The 19,869-nt window shown below is 64.2% G+C and carries 21 protein-coding genes and 1 tRNA gene; 9 read left to right on the forward strand and 13 right to left on the reverse strand.

Features of this window, described 5'->3' with window-relative positions:
- Positions 1–16 precede the first annotated feature (16 nt).
- The 3 genes from ACYG97_RS17910 to ACYG97_RS17920 all read left to right on the forward strand — a co-directional run bounded on the left by ACYG97_RS17910 (position 17) and on the right by ACYG97_RS17920 (position 2,688).
- Complete coding sequence (locus ACYG97_RS17910) at positions 17–490, forward strand: DUF992 domain-containing protein (RefSeq protein WP_023733519.1); 474 nt, start codon at positions 17–19, stop codon at positions 488–490.
- 89 nt (positions 491–579) lie between these two features.
- Positions 580–1,059 (forward strand): DUF992 domain-containing protein, encoded by a 480-nt coding sequence (locus ACYG97_RS17915; RefSeq protein WP_023671135.1) that lies wholly within the window; start codon positions 580–582, stop codon positions 1,057–1,059.
- A gap of 192 nt (positions 1,060–1,251) precedes the next feature.
- Positions 1,252–2,688: an MFS transporter gene (locus tag ACYG97_RS17920; protein WP_023733520.1), complete on the forward strand. Its 1,437-nt coding sequence runs from the start codon at positions 1,252–1,254 to the stop codon at positions 2,686–2,688.
- A 120-nt stretch (positions 2,689–2,808) separates the two neighbouring features.
- Here ACYG97_RS17920 and coaBC read toward each other — a convergent pair whose 3' ends face one another.
- From coaBC to ubiE, 3 genes are all read right to left on the reverse strand, one after another.
- Positions 2,809–4,275 carry a bifunctional phosphopantothenoylcysteine decarboxylase/phosphopantothenate--cysteine ligase CoaBC gene (coaBC, locus tag ACYG97_RS17925; protein ID WP_023671133.1) on the reverse strand — a complete coding sequence of 489 codons (1,467 nt, stop codon included), beginning with the start codon at positions 4,273–4,275 and terminating at the stop codon, positions 2,809–2,811.
- A 67-nt stretch (positions 4,276–4,342) separates the two neighbouring features.
- Positions 4,343–5,917, reverse strand: a complete 1,575-nt coding sequence (gene ubiB / locus ACYG97_RS17930) for a 2-polyprenylphenol 6-hydroxylase (RefSeq protein WP_023671132.1) — start codon at positions 5,915–5,917, stop codon at positions 4,343–4,345.
- A gap of 31 nt (positions 5,918–5,948) precedes the next feature.
- Complete coding sequence (gene ubiE, locus ACYG97_RS17935) at positions 5,949–6,725, reverse strand: bifunctional demethylmenaquinone methyltransferase/2-methoxy-6-polyprenyl-1,4-benzoquinol methylase UbiE (RefSeq protein WP_023671131.1); 777 nt, start codon at positions 6,723–6,725, stop codon at positions 5,949–5,951.
- Between the two features lie 134 nt (positions 6,726–6,859).
- Between ubiE and ACYG97_RS17940 the strand changes: the two genes are divergently transcribed.
- The 3 genes from ACYG97_RS17940 to ACYG97_RS17950 all read left to right on the forward strand — a co-directional run bounded on the left by ACYG97_RS17940 (position 6,860) and on the right by ACYG97_RS17950 (position 9,296).
- Positions 6,860–7,831: an adenosine deaminase gene (locus tag ACYG97_RS17940; protein WP_023671130.1), complete on the forward strand. Its 972-nt coding sequence runs from the start codon at positions 6,860–6,862 to the stop codon at positions 7,829–7,831.
- Between the two features lie 142 nt (positions 7,832–7,973).
- Complete coding sequence (upp, locus tag ACYG97_RS17945; RefSeq protein ID WP_023671129.1) at positions 7,974–8,603, forward strand: uracil phosphoribosyltransferase; 630 nt, start codon at positions 7,974–7,976, stop codon at positions 8,601–8,603.
- A gap of 129 nt (positions 8,604–8,732) precedes the next feature.
- Entirely contained in the window at positions 8,733–9,296 is a 564-nt protein-coding gene (locus ACYG97_RS17950; RefSeq protein ID WP_023733521.1) for a TIGR02281 family clan AA aspartic protease, read from the forward strand.
- A 9-nt stretch (positions 9,297–9,305) separates the two neighbouring features.
- On the opposite strand, the gene deoA is transcribed toward ACYG97_RS17950, so the two are convergent.
- The 6 genes from deoA to ACYG97_RS17980 all read right to left on the reverse strand — a co-directional run bounded on the left by deoA (position 9,306) and on the right by ACYG97_RS17980 (position 15,596).
- Positions 9,306–10,625: a thymidine phosphorylase gene (deoA, locus tag ACYG97_RS17955; RefSeq protein ID WP_023733522.1), complete on the reverse strand. Its 1,320-nt coding sequence runs from the start codon at positions 10,623–10,625 to the stop codon at positions 9,306–9,308.
- Entirely contained in the window at positions 10,625–11,443 is an 819-nt protein-coding gene (locus tag ACYG97_RS17960; RefSeq protein ID WP_023733523.1) for a purine-nucleoside phosphorylase, read from the reverse strand. Before ACYG97_RS17960 ends, deoA begins: the two co-directional genes overlap by 1 nt.
- A 12-nt stretch (positions 11,444–11,455) precedes the next feature.
- Positions 11,456–11,848: a cytidine deaminase gene (gene cdd / locus ACYG97_RS17965; protein WP_023714063.1), complete on the reverse strand. Its 393-nt coding sequence runs from the start codon at positions 11,846–11,848 to the stop codon at positions 11,456–11,458.
- A gap of 106 nt (positions 11,849–11,954) precedes the next feature.
- Positions 11,955–12,926: an ABC transporter permease gene (locus tag ACYG97_RS17970; RefSeq protein ID WP_023683182.1), complete on the reverse strand. Its 972-nt coding sequence runs from the start codon at positions 12,924–12,926 to the stop codon at positions 11,955–11,957.
- Between the two features lies 1 nt (position 12,927).
- Positions 12,928–14,067: an ABC transporter permease gene (locus ACYG97_RS17975; protein WP_023686470.1), complete on the reverse strand. Its 1,140-nt coding sequence runs from the start codon at positions 14,065–14,067 to the stop codon at positions 12,928–12,930.
- Entirely contained in the window at positions 14,064–15,596 is a 1,533-nt protein-coding gene (locus ACYG97_RS17980; RefSeq protein ID WP_023714064.1) for an ABC transporter ATP-binding protein, read from the reverse strand. Before ACYG97_RS17980 ends, ACYG97_RS17975 begins: the two co-directional genes overlap by 4 nt.
- A 218-nt stretch (positions 15,597–15,814) precedes the next feature.
- Here ACYG97_RS17980 and ACYG97_RS17985 point away from each other — a divergent pair, with 218 nt between their 5' ends.
- Both ACYG97_RS17985 and ACYG97_RS17990 read left to right on the forward strand, forming a co-directional pair.
- Complete coding sequence (locus ACYG97_RS17985; protein ID WP_196813821.1) at positions 15,815–16,021, forward strand: SlyX family protein; 207 nt, start codon at positions 15,815–15,817, stop codon at positions 16,019–16,021.
- A gap of 13 nt (positions 16,022–16,034) precedes the next feature.
- Positions 16,035–16,424 (forward strand): hypothetical protein, encoded by a 390-nt coding sequence (locus ACYG97_RS17990; protein ID WP_023733524.1) that lies wholly within the window; start codon positions 16,035–16,037, stop codon positions 16,422–16,424.
- Here ACYG97_RS17990 and ACYG97_RS17995 read toward each other — a convergent pair.
- From ACYG97_RS17995 to ACYG97_RS18010, 4 genes are all read right to left on the reverse strand, one after another.
- Entirely contained in the window at positions 16,419–16,874 is a 456-nt protein-coding gene (locus ACYG97_RS17995; RefSeq protein ID WP_023733525.1) for a GNAT family N-acetyltransferase, read from the reverse strand. The two genes, ACYG97_RS17990 and ACYG97_RS17995, sit on opposite strands and share 6 nt — an antisense overlap.
- A 117-nt stretch (positions 16,875–16,991) precedes the next feature.
- The gene (locus ACYG97_RS18000) at positions 16,992–17,981 is read right to left on the reverse strand and encodes a BMP family lipoprotein (RefSeq protein WP_023683177.1); all 990 of its coding nucleotides are present in this window, start codon (positions 17,979–17,981) and stop codon (positions 16,992–16,994) included.
- Between the two features lie 252 nt (positions 17,982–18,233).
- Positions 18,234–18,557, reverse strand: a complete 324-nt coding sequence (locus ACYG97_RS18005; RefSeq protein WP_023733526.1) for a hypothetical protein — start codon at positions 18,555–18,557, stop codon at positions 18,234–18,236.
- A 116-nt stretch (positions 18,558–18,673) separates the two neighbouring features.
- Positions 18,674–19,420, reverse strand: coding sequence for a hypothetical protein (locus tag ACYG97_RS18010; RefSeq protein WP_023733527.1), 747 nt, complete (start codon positions 19,418–19,420; stop codon positions 18,674–18,676).
- Between the two features lie 359 nt (positions 19,421–19,779).
- Here ACYG97_RS18010 and ACYG97_RS18015 point away from each other — a divergent pair.
- Positions 19,780–19,869, forward strand: a tRNA-Ser gene (locus ACYG97_RS18015).

Below are 19,869 nucleotides of genomic sequence, written 5' to 3' on the forward strand. Positions count from 1 at the left end.
TCGAAAGGACTGACCCATGATCAAGAAAATCATCTGTGCCGCGGCACTTGCCACGACGCTGCTTGCCGTTCCCGCCAGCGCCGGCAAGCTTCAGCTCGGCACGCTCGATTGCACCATCGACGGCGGCGTCGGTTACGTCATCACGTCGAACAAGGGCGTCGACTGCACGTTCCGCCCTTATCACCATGGGTCGTCCGAGAAATACACGGGGATGATCTCCAAGCTCGGCGTCGATCTCGGCCAGACGCATCAGGGCCAGCTGGTGTGGGCGGTTCTGGCCGCCACCCGCGGCCATGACGAGGGCGACCTTGCCGGCCATTATTACGGCGTCAACGCCGAGGCGAGCGTAGTGACCGGCGGCGGCGCCAATCTGCTGGTCGGCGGGCTCGACGGCGCCTTTGTGCTGGAGCCGCTCAGCGTCCAGGCGCAGACCGGCGTCAATGTAGCGGTCGCCGTGACCTCCCTGGAGCTGATCCACTCGTTCAAATAAGCATCGGCAAATAAGGATCGACTGATCCCTCTACGCGCGGCGCGGAACAGGTTACTGTTTCGCGCCGCATGCTTTTTGGGGGATCCGCCGTGCTGAAACCAGCCATCGCCGCCGCTATCACCATCATCTGTACCGCCCAGGCCCAAGCGCAAGGCCAGGGTATCGAACTCGGCGTGCTCGATTGCGCCATCGGCGGCGGCACCGGCTTCATCTTCGGCTCCAGCAAGGATCTGAGCTGCACCTTCACGCCGGCCGACAAGAGCTTTTCGCCGGAAGCCTATTTCGGCGCCGTCAACAAATACGGGCTCGACATCGGCACCACCAAGCAGACCGTCATGCAATGGCTGGTGCTGACGCCGCTGAGGAACATCTATGCGCCCGGCGCGCTGGCCGGCGACTATATCGGCGCCAGCGCCGAAGTGACCGCCGCGGTCGGCGCCGGCGCCAATCTCCTGGTCGGCGGCTCCTCGCAGGCCTTCACCCTGCAGCCGCTCAGCCTGCAGACGCAGACCGGTATCAACATTGCCATCGGCGTCAGCCAGTTTCAGCTGCGCAGCATTGAGAACTGACCGGCGCATCAAACGGAGAGGCTTCCGGCCAATCTCGACCGTTTGCACTTCGATAAAAAGCCACTTGAGCTCAACTGCGCTTGAGGTTTTACAACTCGCCTGGCTGAAACAGCGCGCATGGCCCCGCCGGAAAGCCCGACTGGCTTCTGGCGCCATGCGCCGGCATCGAGATATGCAAAGGCGGGTAAAAGAATGACTGAAATCACCAGCAACAAGGTCGACTGGCGGGCATTGTGGGCAAGCGGCGACCTCGCGCGCTTCTGCTTCATCAGCCTCGGCATCCTGCTGCACGCCACCAACGAGACGATGGTGGCGACGGTCATGCCGGCCATGGTCGGGGACCTCGCCGGTGTGCAGTTCGTTGGCTGGTCGCTGGCCGTCTACGAGCTCGGCGCCATTGTCGCCGGCGCAGCGGCCGGGCGGCTGGTCAGCTATGTCGCTCTACGCTCCAACGTTACGGTCGCCGCCCTGCTCTATGCCGTGGGCGCCCTGATCTGCGCCACCGCGCCGTCCATGCCGGTGTTTCTTGGCGGCCGTCTGGTCGAGGGTCTCGGCGGCGGTGCGCTGGTGTCGCTGGCCTTCGTCTCGGTCGAGCGGCTGTTTAACCGCAACATCTGGCCACAGCTGTTCGGCATAATGTCGGCGATCTGGGGCGTCGCCGCGTTCAGCGGCCCGATGCTCGGCGCGATCATGGTCGAGCTCCTGTCCTGGCGCTGGGCCTTCGGCGTCTTCGTGCTGGGTGGCATTGCCATGGCATCGGCAAGCTTCATCGTCCTGAACACGCCGGAAGCGACGAAGCCGCAAGCCGCCGCCGGCACCTCGCCGCCCTTCCCCTATGCAGCACTTGGCTGCCTCGCCATCGCCGTCGTGCTGATCGCCACCGCAGGCGTCGACGTCGCCTTGCTGCGCTCGTCGCTGCTGCTGATCATCGGCCTCGCCGGCCTGGCGCTGTTCGTTTTCGTCGACGCCATTAAGCCGCAATCGCGACTGTTCCCGTCGGGCCTGTTCTCATGGCGCTCGCCGGTCGGCAGCGGCATGACCATGGTTGCCGCCTTCTCGGTGGCGACAGTCTCTTTTTCCATCTACGGGCCGCTTCTGCTTACCACGCTGCACGGCATCCCGATCCTGACCACAGGCTACATCATCGCCGCCGAATCGATCGCCTGGTCAATCCTGTCGATCGCCGTCGCCAATGCGCCGCTGCAGCGCGAACGGCAGATCCTCGTCATCGGCGCGCTGATGATTGCAGCCGGCCTCGCCGGTTTCGCCTATGCCATCCCCGCCGGCTCGATCCCGCTGATCCTGCTCTGCGCTTTGTTGCAAGGCGGTGGCTTCGGCGTGTCATGGCCCTTCCTGACCCGCATCATCGTCGCCTCGGCCCGCGACAGCGAGCAGACGATCGCCTCGGCCGCCGTGCCGACCATGCAGCGCATCGGCTACGCCGTGGGCGCCGCCATGGCCGGCATCATCGCCAATGCCAGCGGCTTTTCGGACGGGCTGAACCGCGAGGCAGCAGCGCACGTCGCCGGCTGGCTGTACCTGGCCTTCGTGCCACTTGGCATTGTCGGTTGCCTGGCGGCGTTGAAGATGGCTTTGGAGGCACGCCGGCCGCAACTGGCGCCAGGCTGAGGGCACGGCCGATCGAGAATTTGGCGACAGCATTCCGCCGGCGCTGTCGACGTCAAATGCCCTCGGCCACAAGGCTGCTTGCAAGACCATGGCCTGCCCGATTGCGGAACCGGCGGCCGCTCAGGCTTGCAAACGCTCGGCGATGAGCGCGGCGAGCCGCGCCGCCACCTCGCCCTTGCCCATCTCAGGCCATTCCTCGACACCGTCCTTCGAGACGATGCGCACCTTGTTGCGGTCGCCGCCCATGACGCCGGTGGGGCCGACGCCGCTTTCATGCGAGACATCGTTGGCGACAATGAAATCGGCGCCCTTCTTCTTCAGCTTGGCCTCGGCATTCGCAATCAGGTCCTGCGTCTCGGCGGCGAAGCCGACAACCAGCCCCGGCCGTTGCCCGTGATGACCAACACTGGCGAGAATGTCGGGGTTTTCGACCATTTGCAGCGCCGGTGGGCCCTGGCCCGCCACCTTCTTGATCTTCTCGCCGGCCGTGCCAGCGGTGCGCCAGTCGGCGACGGCAGCTACGAAGACCGCGGCGTCCGCCGGCAACAACTGTTCGACGGCCGCCTTCATCTCGGCCGCGGTCTCGACATGTGTCGTCACAACGCCGGCCGGATCGGCAATGCTGACCGGACCGGAGATCAGGCGTACATCCGCGCCCAGTCTTGCCAGCGCTGCCGCAATCGCATGGCCCTGCTTGCCCGAAGAGCGGTTGGCGATGTAGCGCACCGGGTCGATCGGCTCATGCGTCGGCCCCGAGGTGACGATGATCCTGCGGCCGGCCAGCGGCTTCGGCCTGCTGTCGAGCAGTGCCTCGATCACTGCCACGATGTCCAGCGGCTCGGCCATGCGGCCTTCGCCCACCTCATTGCTCTCGGCCATCTCGCCCCTGGCCGGGCCGACAAAGGCGATGCCGTCCTTGGCGAGCGTCGCCCGGTTGCGGCGCGTCGCGGCATGCGACCACATTTTCGGGTTCATCGCCGGCGCCATCAGCACCTTCTTGTCGGTGGCGAGCAGCACCGTCGAGGCCAGATCGTTGGCATGGCCGTTGGCGAGCTTGGCCATCAGGTCGGCGGTGGCCGGCGCCACCACCAAGAGGTCGGCCTCGCGCGACAGGCGGATATGGCCAACATCGTGCTCGTCACTGCGGTCGAAGAGTTCGGTGAAGACATGGTCGGCCGAAAGCGCGCCGACCGAAAGCGTGGTGACGAACTCCTGCGCCGCCGATGTCATCACGACGCGCACCGCCGCACCGCGCTCGCGCAGCCGGCGGATCAGGTCCAGCGCCTTGTAGGCGGCGATGCCGCCGCCGATGATCAGCAGGATGCGCTTGCCGTCGAGGGTGTTGTGCGTTTTTGTGGATTGACCTCGCTGGGACAGATCGTTGTCAAAACCTCCATGAGGCTCAACCAGGCGGCGGATTGTTGCATAGAGGGTTTCGCTCTCGGGCATGCCGGCTTCCGCCGACAGCACGCTTTTGGCAAGCGCATCACGCGCCTCTTCCTCCATCGACACCCCGCGCGCCGCAGCGCGCTCACGCAATTTCTGCTTCACGTCGTCAGCTAGATTGCGGACAGTAATGGTGCCCATGACTTGCTCCGCGACATCAATAGCGCGACTGCAACGCTAGCACCACAGTTGCTAGCGATGCAAGCGATCAGAGCAGCTTCCACGCGATATACACCAGCGTCAGCGCGATCACCCATAGCGCCAGCCGGCCCGAGCGGGTGTAGCGCGCTTCGGCCTTACCGATGGCGCGCGATGTCGCTTCGTCGAAGCGGAGGCCGTGCTCCGCCATAAAATCGATCTCGCGTGACAGCCGCTCGGTGCGGGCGGCAAGATCGGGCGCCTGGCGGGCCAGCGCCAGCAGCGCCTTGGCGCCGTCGCGCGCGTCCATCAGCAGGCCGCTCGGCCCGAGATTGCCGGCGATCCACTGGCCGACCACCGGCTCGGCCGTCTTCCACATGTTGAAGGCCGGGTCGAGCGTGCGTGCGACGCCTTCGACCACCACCATGGTCTTCTGCAACAGGATCAGTTCCGACCGCGTGGCCATATCGAACAGTTCGGTGACCTCGAACAGCAGCGTGAGAAGCTTCGCCATCGAGATGGTTTCAGCCGGCTGGCCATGGATCGGCTCGCCGATGGCGCGAATGGCCTGCGCGAAAGCCGCGACATTGTGCTGGCGCGGCACGTAGCCGGCCTCGAAATGCACCTCGGCGACGCGCAGATAGTCGCGCGTGATGAAGCCGTAGAGGATTTCGGCGAGGAACCGGCGCTCCTTCTTGCCGAGCCGTCCGGCAATGCCGAGATCGACGGCGACGATATTGCCATTGGCCTCGACGAACAGATTGCCTGGATGCATGTCGGCATGGAAGAAGCCGTCCCGCAGCGTGTGACGCAGGAACGACTGGATCAGGTTGGTGGCGATCGCCTTCAGATCGTGCCCCGCCGCAGCGAGCCCGGCGATGTCGTTCATCTTGACGCCGTCGACCCATTCCATGGTCAGCACATCGCGCCCGGTGCGCTCCCAGTCGACCGACGGCACGCGGAAGCCCGGATCGTCCTTGGTGTTTTCGCCCAGTTCCGAAAGTGCGGCCGCCTCGAGGCGAAGATCCATCTCGATCTTGGTGGTCTGCGCCAGCGTCTCGGTCACCTCGACCGGCCGCAGCCGGCGCGACGACGGGATGTATTTCTCCTGCAGCCGGGCGGCGAGGAAATAGCTTTCGAGATCCTGGAAGAAGCGGCGGCGCACGCCAGGCCGGATCACCTTCACCGCCACCTTGGTATCGACACCGTCATGCATGGCCTGCGCGGGATGGACCTGGGCGATGGAGGCCGCCGCGACCGGCCCGCCGAACTGCGTATAGAGTTCGCCGATCTTGCGCCCGAGCGAGCCCTCGATCGCCGCCACCGCTTCCGCCTGCGAAAAAGTGTGCATCTTGTCCTGCAGCATGGCGAGGTCGAGCGCCATGTCGTTGCCGACGACATCAGGCCGCGTCGCCAGGAACTGGCCGAGCTTGACGTAGGAGGGTCCGAGCCGGACCACCGCCTTGGCCAGCCGGTCGCTGCGCTCATAAGCGAGTGCGCGGCGGCGGGTGAAGAGCCGGGCCATGCGCCAGCCGAATTTCGGCAGGCCGCCGAGTTCGTCGCCCGGCAGTGCTGCGATCACGCCCTCGCGGACCAGCACCCAGCCGGCCCGCGCGAGCCGAAAGGCGGCGCCGACGCTGCTCATCGCCTACCCTGCTGCTGCAAACTGTGGTGCCTCAAAGCTTCCAGCCCGAATGCAGGGCGGCAATGCCGCCGGAATAGTTGCGGAACGACACGCGCTCGAAGCCCGCGCGGGTGATCATGGCAGCAAAGTTCTGCTGATTGGGAAATTTGCGGATCGATTCGACCAGGTAGGAATAGGGTTCGCCCTCGCCCGTCACCATCTTGCCGATCTGCGGAATGGCGTTGAACGACCAGGCTTCGTAGACCTTGTCCAGCAGCGGCATCTCGACCTCGGAAAACTCCAGGCACAGGAACCGTCCGCCGGGCTTCAGCACGCGAAAGGCTTCCGTCAGCGCGACATCGATGCGCGGCACGTTGCGGATGCCGAATGCGATGGTGTAGGCGTCAAAGGTGCTATCGGTGAAAGGCAGTTCCTCGGCATTGGCCTCGACGAAATCGGTGTTGCCGGACAGGCCCTTTTTCTCCGCGCGGTCACGGCCGACACTGAGCATCGAGCCGTTGATGTCGAGCACCGTGGCATGCGCGTTGCCTTGGCTGGCGTCTACAATGCGCAAGGCGATGTCGCCGGTGCCGCCCGCCACGTCAAGCACTTTCCAGCCCGGACGTTTCGGCGGATTGAGCCATGTCACCATGGCATCCTTCCACAGCCGGTGCAGCCCGGCCGACATCAGGTCATTCATCAGGTCGTAGCGGTTCGCCACCTTGTGGAAAACATCGTTGACCAGAGGCTGCTTGTCGCCTGGCCCTACCTTCTTGAAACCATAGGAGGTTTCCATGCCGCCCGCGGCCGTGGTTCTCTCAACTGACATTATTTTGATCCGTCATAAAACCGGCGGGACCATAGCCGATCGATGGTGCGGGCGCTATTGTTTAAGGCGCGGTGTTCGGCCGCGCTTCCAGGTGGTGGGCTTTACGGCCTGGACTGATGAGACGGGATAACTGCATGCCTTTGAAAGCAGAACTGCACTGCCACATCGAGGGGGCAGCGGCGCCCGAACTCGTCATCCGTCAGGCGCAGAAATACGGCAAGGACACCTCGCCCTATATCCAGAACGGCTCCTTCGTCTGGCATGATTTCACCTCGTTCCTGGCGGCTTATGATTTTTCCGCCGACCTGTTCCGCACCGAGGAGGATTATGCCCGCCTCGCCGACCATTATCTGACCAGCCTTGCCCGCGACGGCGCCATCTATTCCGAGGTCTTCACCTCGCCCGACCATGCCGTCAGGGCCGGCCTGTCGCCCAAGGCCTATACCGATGCGCTCGGCGAAGGCATGCTGCGCGCCAAAGCCAAGACCGGCATAGAGGGCCGCATGATCGTCACCGGCGTACGCCATGTCGGCGTCGAGTCGATCGAGCAGGCGGCGCGCTTTGCGGCGCGCTGCGGAAATCCGCTGGTCACCGGCTTCGGCGTCGCCGGCGACGAGCGCATGGGCGAGATGGAGGATTATGTAAGGGCCTTCGAGATCGCCCGCGAAGCCGGCCTTGGCATCACCATCCATGCCGGCGAGTTGACCGGGTGGGAGACGGTGCAGGCCGCACTCGACCACATCCGCCCCTCGCGCATCGGCCATGGCGTGCGCGCCATCGAAAATCCCGACCTGGTGCGCCGCATCGCCGATGAGGGCATCGTGCTCGAATGCTGCCCCGGCTCCAACATCGCGCTCAAAGTCTACGACAGTTTCGCCGATCACCCTTTGCCTGCCCTGCAGGCGGCCGGCTGCAAGGTGACGCTGAACTCCGACGACCCACCCTATTTCTGGACCTCGCTGAAGCGCGAATACGACATCGCCGCCGAGCATTTCTCCATGAATGAAAAAGCTTTGACCGCCGTCACCAGGACGGCGATCGAAGCGGCTTTCGTCGACAGGAAGACGAAAAGCGCGCTGCTTGCCCGGCTCGATGCGAAGAGGTGACTGGTGATTGGTGATTGGTGATTGGTGATTGGTTTGCCGGCGGTTCGGCCTGTCAACGGCAATGATCGATCCATCGGGACTCGCAAACCTGCTCACTATTCACTATTCACTATTCACCATTCACCATTCACTGGAGCAACCCATGCAGGGCGTCACCGTCGTCGACCACCCGCTTGTCCAGCACAAGCTGACCATCATGCGCAAGAAGGAGACGTCGACCGCCGGCTTCCGGCGACTGCTCCGCGAGATCTCGCTCCTGCTCGGCTACGAGGTCACCCGCAACCTCGAACTGACGACGACGACCATCGAAACGCCGATGGAAACCATGGAAGCGCCGACGCTGGAGGGCAAGAAGCTGGTCTTCGCCTCGGTGCTGCGCGCCGGCAATGGCCTGCTCGAAGGCCTGCTCGACCTGGTCCCGGCGGCCCGCGTCGCGCATGTCGGCCTCTACCGCGATCACGAAACGCTGGAGGCGGTGGAATATTTCTTCAAGGCGCCGAGCGATCTCGCCGACCGGCTGGTGATCGTCGTCGATCCGATGCTGGCGACCGCGAACTCGGCCATCGCGGCCATCGACAAGCTGAAGGAGCGCGGAGCCACCAACATCCGTTTCCTTTGCCTGCTGGCGGCGCCAGAAGGCATCGAGCGCTTCACCAAGGCGCATCCGGATGTCCCGGTCTTTACCGCTTCCATCGACCGCCAGCTCAACGAGAAGGGCTACATCATGCCCGGCCTCGGCGATGCCGGCGACCGCATGTACGGAACCAAATGACGGCGGCTGGCAAGGCCAGCTGACATCCAGTCGTTTACCGCCCGTTTACGCAAAGCCGCGGTTTCGGGTTGGCGTTAAAGCGGCACACACCATACGTGGGCAAGAATGGGCCTTCACGAAGGTCCATTCATGCTGCGCAAGCTTGTCATTCTGGGCGTGTTCGCCGGAACGTCGGCATCGATCCCGATCGTCTATCAGTCGAATCCGCAGATTCTCGACAACCTGTTGAAGTCGACCGTCGCCGGCAAGCCGTCCGCGCAGCCTCAGCCCGAACTGAACATGGCCTCGGTTCCCGGCAAGCCGGCCGCACCGCTGCCCACTGGGCGCAAAGTATTGGTGGCGGCTGACGAGCGCGGCCATTTCACCTCCGCCTTCAAGCTCAACGGCCGCCAGGTCGACGGCATGATCGACACCGGCGCCACTTTGGTCGCCATCAACACCTCGACGGCGCGCCGCATCGGCATCTCGCTCAACCCGTCGGACTTCAACCAGCAGGTCAACACCGCCAATGGCGCGATCAGGGCCGCCGTGGTCAACATCGATCGCCTGCAGATCGGCAAGATCAGCGTCGACAACGTCCAGGCGGTAGTGCTCGACGACAAGGCTCTGCGCACCAACCTCATTGGCATGAGCTTTTTGCAGCGGCTGGCAAAATACCAGGTCGAAAACGGTGCACTGTTGCTGGTGCAGTAGCGCGTTCCGCTACCCGCGCGGCAGCACGCGCCGGATGACAGTCTTGTCGGCGGCTGGTTTCGACGCCCCGATCGTATAGGCCGAAAGCACGGCGGCTGCGGCCGCTTCGGCCTCCACTTGCGTGCGGGCGTGGACCAGCGCCAGCGGCTCGCCGGCCCGCACCTCGGCGCCGAGCGGCAGCAGCCTGGTGATGCCGACCGCATGGTCGATCCTGTCGTCCGGCCGCGTGCGCCCGCCACCGAGCCCGACCACAGCAAGGCCGATATCGCGGGTGGCAATAGCGGTGGCAAAACCGTTGCCTGTCGCCTTGACCGCAAACTCCACCGCCGCTTTCGGCAGGTATTTTTCCGGCTTCTCGACGAAATCGGCGGGACCGCCAAGGGCTGCGACCATACGCGCGAAGGCGGCTGCCGCGCGGCCGCCGGCCAGCGTCTCGGCCGCGCGCCTGAGACCGTCCTGATTGGACGACGCCAGCCCTGCCGATTGCAGCATCTCGGCGGCCAGCGCCAGCGTCACATCCTCCAGTCGCTTGTCGCGGAACCTTCCGGTGAGGAAATCGACGGCGTTGCGCACCTCGACCGCGTTGCCGGCCGCCGACGCCAGCGGCTCGTTCATACCGGTGACCAGCGCCGAGGCCTTCAGGCCGGCGCCGTTGGCGATCTCGACTAGGCTGTTGGCCAGTGCTGTCGCGTCGCGCGACTTCTCCATGAAGGCGCCATTGCCGACCTTGACGTCGAGCACCAGCGACCGCAGGCCGGCCGCGAGTTTCTTCGACAGGATAGAGGCAGTGATCAGCGGCACCGATTCCACCGTTCCGGTCACATCGCGGATCGCATAGAGGCGACGGTCGGCGGGCGCGAGATCGGCGGTCTGGCCGATGATGGCACAGCCGGTCTCGAGCACCGTCTTGCGGAAGCGCGCGATATCCGGCTGGCTGATATAGCCTGGGATGGCATCCATCTTGTCCAGCGTGCCGCCGGTATGGCCAAGGCCCCTGCCGGAGATCATCGGCACATAGGCGCCGCAAGCGGCGACGATCGGCGCCAGCATCAGCGAGACATTGTCGCCGACGCCGCCGGTCGAATGTTTGTCGGTGACCGGACCCGGCAGGTCCGACCAGTCGAGCACATCGCCGGAATCGCGCATGGCGAGCGTCAGCGCCACCGCCTCGTCGCGGTTCATGCCGTTGAAGAACACCGCCATGGCAAAGGCGCCGACCTGACCGTCCGAGACGCTGCCCGAAGTTACGCCGGCGACAAAGGCCGAAATCTCCTGCGCCGACAGTTTCTGGCCGTCGCGCTTGCGGCGGATGATTTCCTGGGGAAGCATCAGGCGTCGCCCTTCAGCTCCGGCAACCCATCCTGGAACACATGCGCAAGGATCGTCGCCAACCGTGCGCCGCCGATCGGCGCTATGTCCTTGGTCTCCTGGTGCGACAGTTCCGCCCCGGTCATCCCGGCGGCGAGATTGGTGATCACCGAACAGGCGGCTACGCGAAGCCCAAGGAAGCGGGCGAGAATGACCTCCGGCACGGTCGACATCCCTACCGCATTGGCGCCCATGACGCGCGCCATGCGGATTTCAGCAGGGGTTTCGAAGCACGGACCGGAAAACCACATATAGACGCCCTTGTGCAGCGCCGTCCCTGTCGCCTTCGCCGCCCGTTCGATCGCCGCGCGCAGGCCGGCATCATAGGCTTCGGTCAGGCCGACGAAACGGCGGTCGCTCGGCTCGCCGATCAGCGGGTTGGAGCCGGAGAAATTGATGTGGTCGGTGATCAGCATCACCGATCCTGGCAGCATGTCGGGATCGACCGAGCCGGCGGCATTGGTAAGGATCAGCTTGGTGATGCCGATGCCGGCAAGCACCTCCAGCGCCGGCCGCATTGCCGCAGCAACGCCGTGCTCGTAATAATGGGCGCGGCCGGACAGCATCAGCACCGGCGTGCCGGCGAAAAGCCCCGCGACCACCTCGCCGGCATGGCCAGTCACCCCGCTGCGGGGGAAACCCGGCAGGTCGGCATAAGAGATGCGCACGGCATTTTCGACCTGGTCGACAAGCCCGCCAAGGCCCGACCCCAGCACCATCGCCGTTGTCGGCGCCAACCCGTCCAGCCTTTCAACGAGGTGGTCCAGAGCTTCCTTCATATCAGCCAACTCTCACTTCAAAATGTCGCCACGAAACCCGTAGGGCAGCATGTCGCCCATGGTCACGGTCTCGACCACGCCGGTGTTGTCGCAAAGATAGAGCTTTGTGTCCGGCCGGCAGAATTCCGCCAGCCTTTGCCGGCAGCCGCCACAGGGCGAGCATTTGGCCATGCGCGAGGCAATGACGGCGACCTCGACGATCTTGCCGCCGCCGCCCATGATGTAATGGCCGAGCGCCGTGGTCTCGGCGCACCAGCCTTCCGGATAGGACGCGACCTCGATGTTGGCGCCGGTGAAGACACGGCCGTCTTCGGTGCGCAACGCCGCACCCACCGGAAACTTCGAATAGGGCGCGTAGGCCTTGGCCATGGCCTCCTGCGCGGCTTCGAACAGATCATGCGACATCTAGACGTTCTCTCCGACGATCGTGGTCAAAACCCGGCGCTTTGCGTTTTCCTGGCGCCTTCGAGCACCAGCCGCATGTTCGACACAGTGCTCCTGGGCGCCCGGATCACCGTTCCTTGACATAAGGCACGCCGCCGGCGCGCGGCGGGATCGCCTTGCCGATGAAGCCGGCAAGCAGGATCACGGTCAGCACATAGGGCAGCGCCTGCATGAACTGCACCGGCACCTTGCCGATCAACGGCAGCGGCGAACCCTGCAGGCGGATCGCCGCCGCGTCGAGGAAGCCGAACAGAAGACAGGCGAACATGGCGTTCACCGGTCGCCATTTGGCAAAGATCAGCGCCGCCAGTGCGATGTAGCCCTTGCCCGCGGTCATGTCCTTCACGAAGCCGCCATTCTGCACCATCGAGAGGTAGGCGCCGGCAATGCCGGTCAGCACACCGGTGCAGATCAGGGCCCGGTAGCGCAGCCAGGCGACCGAGATGCCGGCGGTGTCGACGGCGGCCGGGTTCTCGCCGACGGCGCGTAGGCGCAGGCCGAAGCGGGTGCGAAACAACACCCACCAGGTGAACGGCACCATGGCGAAAGCGAGATAGACCAGGATCGAATGGCCAGAGAGCAGCTCGGAATAGATCGGCCCTATGATCGGCACGTCGTGGATCGCGGCAGCACCAGGCAGAGTGATGGCCTCGAAACGCTCGCCCGGCTGCAGCGCCGGCGTTCGCCCGCCCTGCTGGAACCAGGCTTGGCCCAGAATGATGGTCGAGCCGGCGGCGACGAAGTTGATGGCCACACCGGAGACGATCTGGTTGCCGCGATGGGTGATCGAGGCGAAGCCGTGCACCAGGGCAAACGCGACCGACATCACGATCGCCATGCCGAGACCGAGGAAGGCCGAATGGAAGACCGAAGCGGCGGCCGCACCTGCAAAGGCGCCGACCAGCATCTTGCCTTCCAGCCCGATGTCGAAAACGCCTGCGCGTTCCGAATAGAGGCCGGCGAGGCAAGCGAGTAGCAGCGGCACCGACAGGCGTATGGTCGAGTCCAGGATCTGCACGATGGCGATGAAGACGTCCATCTCAGGCGCCCTTCCCTTTGACCGCTTCGATGCCGACCGACCTTGGACTGAACGAGGCGAACAGCGCCTGGACGTAGGGCCGGAACATGTGCTCCAGCGCACCGGCAAACAGGATGACCAGGCCCTGGATGATGACGATCATGTCGCGGGAAATCGCCGGCATTTCGAAGGCAAGTTCGGCGCCGCCCTGGTAGAGCATGCCGAACAGGATCGCCGCCAGCACGATGCCGACCGGATGCAGTCGGCCCATCAGCGCCACGGCGATGCCGACGAAGCCGGCGCCGGAGACGAAATCGATCGCCACATTGTGCTGGTCGCCCATCACCGGGTTCAGCGTCATCATGCCGGCCAGCGCGCCCGAAATCATCATCGCGATGATGATGATGCGGGTCTCCGAAATGCCGGCATAGCGCGCCGCTTTCGGGCTGTGGCCATAGGTGCGCATCTCGTAGCCGAGCTTGGTGCGCCAGATCAGCAGCCAGACCAGGAATGCCATGAGCAGCGCCAGCAGGAAGCAGATGTTGAACGGCGCCGAGCGGATCTTGGCGCCGAACAGTTCGATGATCCAGTTGAGTTTGGGCAGTTCGGCGCCGGCGAGGAAGTTGCGCGTCTGCGGCGCCTGCGACGCCGCCGGCTTCAACGGCCCAACCAGGAGGTAGACCATGATCGAGGCCGCGATGAAGTTGAACATGATGGTGGTGATGACGATGTGCGACCCGCGCTTGGCCTGCAGATAGGCCGGGATCAGCGCCCACAGCGCACCGACGGCGGCTCCGGCGACGATCGCCAGCGGAAAGGTCAGCCACCACGGCAGCACAGTGTCGAAGGCGAGGCAGACCACGCCCACGCCAAGGCCGGCAATATAGGCCTGGCCCTCGGTCCCGATGTTGAACAGGCCGCAATGCGCGGCCACCGCCACCGACAGGCCGGTGAAGATGAAGGTGGTGGCATAGAACAGCGTGAAGGCAATGCCGGTTCCCTTGCCGAAAGCGCCCTCGACCAGGATGACGGCGGCACGAAACGGGTTTTCGCCGACCAGCATGACGACGAAACCGGCAACGATGAAAGCCACCGACAGATTGATCAACGGGATCAGCCCATAATCGGCCCAGGCCGGCAGTTTGGCGTAAGGCGTGCTCACTCTGCCGCCTCCTGGCGATCGATGCCTGCCATCAGCAGGCCAAGCTCGCCCTCGGTCGCCTCGGGGCCACGTTCGCCGACGATGCGCCCGGCAAACATCACCAGGATGCGGTCGGACAGCGAACGGATCTCGTCGAGCTCGACCGACACCACCAGCACCGCCTTGCCCTGGTCGCGCATGGCAATCAGCCGCTTGTGGATGAATTCTATGGCGCCGACATCGACGCCGCGCGTCGGCTGGCCGACGATCAGAACACCGGGATCCTGCTCCATTTCTCGCGCCAGCACGATCTTCTGCTGGTTGCCGCCGGAGAAATTCGCCGTCTTCAGACGCGGATTGCCGGGACGGATGTCGTATTTCTCGATCTTGTCCTTGGCATCGGTCATGATGGCGTCGATGTTGAGGAACGGCCCTTTGAGGTAGCGCGGGTCGTCATGGTAGCCGAGGATCGAATTCTCGTTCTCCTCGAAGGCCAGCACCAGGCCGACATGATGGCGGTCCTCCGGCACATGGGCGAGCCCACGGTCGCGCAACTCGCCGGGATCGGCGGCCCCGGTCAGGTCGATCGGCTTGCCATCGAGCATCACCGAGCCGGAAACCGCGCGCCTGATGCCGGAAATCGCCTCGAGCAGTTCGGACTGGCCGTTGCCGGCGACACCGGCAATGCCGACGATCTCGCCGGCGCGGATATCGAAGGAGATGTCGTCGACCATGGTGACGCCGCGCTGGTCTTTCACCGTCAGGTTCTTGACGGCGAGCTTGACCGCGCCGGCCTCCGTCTCGCCCTTTTCGACCCGCAGCAGCACGCGCCGCCCGACCATCAGTTCGGCCAGTTCGCCGACTGTCGTCTTGCTGGTCTCGCGCGTCGCCACCATCGTGCCCTGGCGCATGACCGAGACATTGTCGGTGATGGCCATGATCTCGCGCAGCTTGTGGGTGATCAGCACCACCGTTTTGCCCTGGTCCTTCAATTGCCTGAGGATGCGAAACAGATGGTCGGCCTCGGCCGGCGTCAACACGCCCGTCGGCTCGTCGAGAATCAGGATCTCGGCGCCGCGATAAAGCGCCTTCAGGATTTCGACACGCTGCTGCAGGCCGACCGGCAATTCCTCGATGATGGCGTCGGGATCGACTTCCAGCCCGTATTCGCGCTCGAGCCGCTCCAGTTCGGAGCGCGCCTTGGCGATGCTCTTTTTCAACAGCGCATCGCTTTCGGCGCCGAGGATGATGTTTTCCAGCACGGTGAAATTGTCGACCAGCATGAAGTGCTGGTGCACCATGCCAATGCCGAGCGCGATGGCGTCGTTGGAAGTCTTGATAGACGCCGGCTTGCCGCCGACGCGGATCTCGCCGCTGTCGGCCTGGTAGAAGCCGTAGAGGATCGACATCAGCGTCGACTTGCCGGCGCCGTTCTCGCCGACGATGCCGTGGATGGTGCCGCGTGCGATCTCCAGATTGATGTCGCGATTGGCGCGAACGGCGCCAAAACTCTTGTTGATGCCGATCAGTTCGATTGCGGCTTGCGCCATGCAGCCTGTCCCACTCTTATTTTTTTATCGCTTGGTCAAAACGCCTAGCATGATGCCCCACCCGTGCCAATTGGCGGCGCAGTGGCCACTCTCGACAAATCCCGGTGCGCTTGTCAATTTCGAACGTGGCCGCAGATCTTCACATTCACTAATATGCAAGGCTCAACAGTCGCATCATGCTGCAACCGCGTGCACCAGGACCTGAGGAGTTTTGAATGATCATGCCTGTCGACCGGCTGACGACGCTGGAAATCCGCGCCGCCGAGCAGGAAAAGACCATCGAGGAACTGTCGGGCCAGATCGCCGAGCAGTGGACGGCGATCGAACGCATGCAGCGCAAGCTCGATGCCCTGACCGGGCGCTTCATGGCGCTGGAGGAACAATCGGCACCCGACGTGCCGATAACCAAACCGCCGCACTGGTAGCAAGGAGAAGCCTATGGCCAGTGAAAGCGATCGCGTTGCGCGGGCGGGCGATTATGTGCTTGGCCTGATGAACGATCGCGACCGCGAACGTGCCGAGCGCGACCTGGAGATCGATCCGGCCTTCCGCGACACGGTGATGCGGCTGGCCGAGCGCATGCATGTCTTCGACCGCACGGGGCGGCCCTCGGGCGACGGCGATCGCTGGCGGCTGATCTCGCAACGCATCGCCGAACTGCCGCAGATGCGTGTGGTCGGCCACGACGAAGCGAAGCCGGTGATCGGCAGACTGGAGCGGAAGCCCTATGGCGTCGGCGTGCATTCGCTCGGTGGCCGACGCGGCTTCGCTATCGCCATTACGCTGATGATGGTGTTTGCGCTGGGTTATCTCTTGGGCACTTTATAGCGCGCGCGACATCAGAGCCATCGGTCCGCCGTCCTGCGCGAAGGTCTGCACCTCCACCCAACCGAGCGCTTCATAGAAGCGGCGCGCTTGCCAGGTGTAGAGATAGAGCTTGCCTACGCCTGCTGATGCGGCATGGGCTTCGACCGCTCTGACCAGCGCCGTGCCGATACCGCGCCCTCGATGGTCTTGGTCGACGATCAGCCCAGCAAGCCATGGCGTCAAATCGTGCGCTGGATCGATCTCGTCGCGGACCAGCAGGCAACTGCCGATCGGCAGACCCTGGTCTCGCGCAACGAACGCCGCCTCCATCCCATCGCCGACGAACAGTTCGCGAAGACCGGCCGCGTCCTCTGGCAATGTTCGTCCGGTGCCAGCGAAGAATGCGGCGAGCCGCAGCCTTGCGATCGCCTCCACATCGCGCTCCGCCATGGCTTCGATTGTCGTCGACATCGCGGCATACCTCAAAACAAAACCGCCGGGCTTTCACCCGGCGGTTCGAAACCTAGGAAAAGTGTGAAAGCGCTTTTCCGTCCGAAATTGCGGCAAAACAAAGAGATAGCTTGCCAATCAATACGGGCAGGCGTTGTCGGCGGTGTAGTCGTGCACCTGGATCGTGCCGGCGATGATGTCGGCCTTGGCCTTTTCGACGGCAGCCTTCATCTCGTCGGTGACCAGCGCCTTGTTGTTGTCGTCCATGGCGTAGTCGACACCGCCTTCCTTGAGGCCGAGATTTTGCAGGCCGCCTTTGAAGGTGCCGTTCTTGCCGTCCATGAAGGCGGTGTAGACGGCCACGTCGACGCGCTTCAGCATCGAGGTCAGCACCTTGCCGGGCTGCAGGCCGTTCTGGTTGGAATCGACGCCGATGCCGAGCTTGCCGGCATCCGCCGCCGCCTGCAGCACGCCGACGCCGGTGCCGCCGGCCGCGGCATAGACCACATCGGAGCCCTGGTCGATCTGCGTCTTGGCGATCTCGCCGCCCTTGGCCGGATCGTTCCACGCCGCGGGCGTGTCACCGGTCATGTTCTGGATGACATCGGTCGCACCGGCCGCCTTGGCGCCGCCGACATAGCCGCATTCGAACTTGCGGATCAGCGGAATGTCCATGCCGCCGATGAAGGAGACCTTCTTGGACTTCGAGGCCATCGCCGCCAGGATGCCGACGAGATAGGAGCCTTCGTTTTCCTTGAACACAAGCGAACGGACATTGGGCATATCGACGGCATCGTCGATGATGGCGAAGTTGAGATCGGGATATTCCTTCGCGACCACCTTCAGCGCATCTTCCCAGGCAAAGCCGGCCATGACGATCGGGTTGCGGCCGTCTTCGGCGAAGCGGCGCAGCGCCTGCTCGCGTTGCGAGGCGTTCGACACTTCGAACTCGACATAGGCGGTGCCGGTCTCGGTCTTGAACTTTTCGGCGCCGTGATAGGCAGCCTCGTTGAAGGATTTGTCGAACTTGCCGCCGAGATCGTAGAGGATGGCCGGCTGGACATCCGCGGCGAAAGCCGGAAGAACCATTGCGGTTGCGGCCAGGAGGCCGAGAACGATACGTTTCATGTGATCCACACCCTGTCGGTTATTTTTTTCCGTTACGCGCCGCCCGCCTGCCCGGTTCTCCGGCAGGCATGCGGCATCAGCCAGGAGTGTACTCCCCTCCCGCTCAAGGCAATCTGGCACGGCCCGAAACAAAATTCACGCGGAATTTTGACCTTTTGGAAAAGCATGCCCCCCGTTGGAAAAACATGCCCAATGCGGTGACAGCTGTGGACGATTGCCGCGTTGTCGTCGCAAGTCCGCTGGGACAACCCATCAGCCCGGCGCGAATTCTCCGCCGCGCCGCCGGCGCCGGTAGCCGACCGCATAGAGGATGAAGGCAAGCACCGCGAACACGGCAAACCCCGGCTGGGCAAGCACCCAGGCGATGCCGCCATCCCATATCATCGGATTGACCTTGGCGCGCACGAAGGTCTCGAAGGCCGCGCGGGTGTCGGGCGAAACCGCCAGCCAGCTCGAATTCAGCGGCGTCATGACCAATGTGGAAGCCGCCACCGAGCGCGTCGCGTCGAGCACGGCCATGATGACGGCGACCGAGAGTGCGATCATGGCCGCGAGGCGAAACAAAAAACGCAACATCGAAATCTTCCCCGATCCTCAAGTTCCTCCCGAGGACCTTCCGGTCAAAGGCGAGGAATAGAATGCGCACGCCCGGCGTGCAATCGCCATACGCGAATTTGAAGCCTATCGCCCGCCTATATGGCCACCTTTCGGCTCCGCCGATGGACGAGCCAGACGCCGAGGACGCCGCCGCCAATGGCCCCGACCACCAGCCCGGCAAGGCCGATGAACACCGCGAAGTAGCCGCAGCCGCCTTCGAAACAGCTGATGTCGGTGGCTTCGGCGATCCCCGCGCCGAGCGCGAAGCCGGCGACGGCGCCGACGACGGCGCCGAGGGTGATGCCGGCCAGCGCGGCGACGATCGAACTAAAGGCTGACGGTGCCTGCGCTTCCGGCCTTGCATAAAAGGCCTTGGCCTCGTCGCGGCGGCGCAGCAGGTAAATGCAAAACAGGCCGATGACGATTTCCGTGGCGGCGATCGCAAGCTCCCTGGCGGAGACGGTGAAATCGGGCACGGTCAGCGCATAGACCTGCTCGGCCAGCCGCCAGGCGATGGTGGTGATCTGCCAGATGGTGAAATGACGCGGAAAGCGCGCGGAACGGCTGAAGGCGAGGCCGAGCAGATAAAGCCCCCACACGATGGTGACGATGTCGAAGGCCAGTCCGCCAAGCACGAAATAGAAGACCCTGTCCGGCAGGCCGGAACTCTCGAACAGCCACCGCGCCGAGACCAGCCAGTAGACCGACCATGCCATGACGAAGAGGAGCCAGACCACGGGCACGAAGGACAGCCCGCTGTCCGGACGCCCTGCGGGCGTCAGCCCGCCTGGCATGCCTCCGGCCGGCGTTCCGCTGGCCGGCTGTTCATTGCTCGATGTCATGTCTGGACGTTGCCCCCGCAAAGCCTCCGCCGCACTCGACAGGTGGCGAGGGGCGAAGTCAAGCACGGCCGGCCCTGCCGCCTTGCCCGTGCACACCATTCAGAACCGAAGCGCCTTAGAAGCGGAGGCGTTCAACGCCCCGCGAAACGATGCGTGGCCGGCAAAGCGAATAGACTGCCGTTATGGCTTGGCATTCGGCGCCGGATCGACTAGATGAGCCCCGCGCCTGTTTGATTGACGGGCGCCGGGAAGGGCATCCGCTGGTTGGCGGTGTCCATCAAGCGGGTCTTCCCGCAAATCCCAAAGGGATGCATCTCCCCAACCCGCGTGGCAAAACCGGCCGGCGCGAATGCAAGGACGGAGAGGTGGCCGAGTGGTTGAAGGCGCACGCCTGGAAAGTGTGTTTACGGGAGACCGTAACGCGGGTTCGAATCCCGCTCTCTCCGCCA

Source organism: Mesorhizobium sp. W067 (genome assembly GCF_054719525.1).

Bases quoted from the DNA above. Each gene is read 5' to 3' on its own strand.
- ACYG97_RS17910 (WP_023733519.1), top strand. From the start codon at position 17: ATGATCAAGAAAATCATCTGTGCCGCGGCACTTGCCACGACGCTGCTT.
- ACYG97_RS17920 (WP_023733520.1), top strand. From the start codon at position 1,252: ATGACTGAAATCACCAGCAACAAGGTCGACTGGCGGGCATTGTGGGCA.
- coaBC (WP_023671133.1), bottom strand. From the start codon at position 4,275: ATGGGCACCATTACTGTCCGCAATCTAGCTGACGACGTGAAGCAGAAA.
- ubiB (WP_023671132.1), bottom strand. From the start codon at position 5,917: ATGAGCAGCGTCGGCGCCGCCTTTCGGCTCGCGCGGGCCGGCTGGGTG.
- ubiE (WP_023671131.1), bottom strand. From the start codon at position 6,725: ATGTCAGTTGAGAGAACCACGGCCGCGGGCGGCATGGAAACCTCCTAT.
- ACYG97_RS17940 (WP_023671130.1), top strand. From the start codon at position 6,860: ATGCCTTTGAAAGCAGAACTGCACTGCCACATCGAGGGGGCAGCGGCG.
- upp (WP_023671129.1), top strand. From the start codon at position 7,974: ATGCAGGGCGTCACCGTCGTCGACCACCCGCTTGTCCAGCACAAGCTG.
- ACYG97_RS17950 (WP_023733521.1), top strand. From the start codon at position 8,733: ATGCTGCGCAAGCTTGTCATTCTGGGCGTGTTCGCCGGAACGTCGGCA.
- deoA (WP_023733522.1), bottom strand. From the start codon at position 10,625: ATGCTTCCCCAGGAAATCATCCGCCGCAAGCGCGACGGCCAGAAACTG.
- ACYG97_RS17960 (WP_023733523.1), bottom strand. From the start codon at position 11,443: ATGAAGGAAGCTCTGGACCACCTCGTTGAAAGGCTGGACGGGTTGGCG.
- cdd (WP_023714063.1), bottom strand. From the start codon at position 11,848: ATGTCGCATGATCTGTTCGAAGCCGCGCAGGAGGCCATGGCCAAGGCC.
- ACYG97_RS17970 (WP_023683182.1), bottom strand. From the start codon at position 12,926: ATGGACGTCTTCATCGCCATCGTGCAGATCCTGGACTCGACCATACGC.
- ACYG97_RS17980 (WP_023714064.1), bottom strand. From the start codon at position 15,596: ATGGCGCAAGCCGCAATCGAACTGATCGGCATCAACAAGAGTTTTGGC.
- ACYG97_RS17990 (WP_023733524.1), top strand. From the start codon at position 16,035: ATGGCCAGTGAAAGCGATCGCGTTGCGCGGGCGGGCGATTATGTGCTT.
- ACYG97_RS17995 (WP_023733525.1), bottom strand. From the start codon at position 16,874: ATGTCGACGACAATCGAAGCCATGGCGGAGCGCGATGTGGAGGCGATC.
- ACYG97_RS18000 (WP_023683177.1), bottom strand. From the start codon at position 17,981: ATGAAACGTATCGTTCTCGGCCTCCTGGCCGCAACCGCAATGGTTCTT.
- ACYG97_RS18005 (WP_023733526.1), bottom strand. From the start codon at position 18,557: ATGTTGCGTTTTTTGTTTCGCCTCGCGGCCATGATCGCACTCTCGGTC.
- ACYG97_RS18010 (WP_023733527.1), bottom strand. From the start codon at position 19,420: ATGACATCGAGCAATGAACAGCCGGCCAGCGGAACGCCGGCCGGAGGC.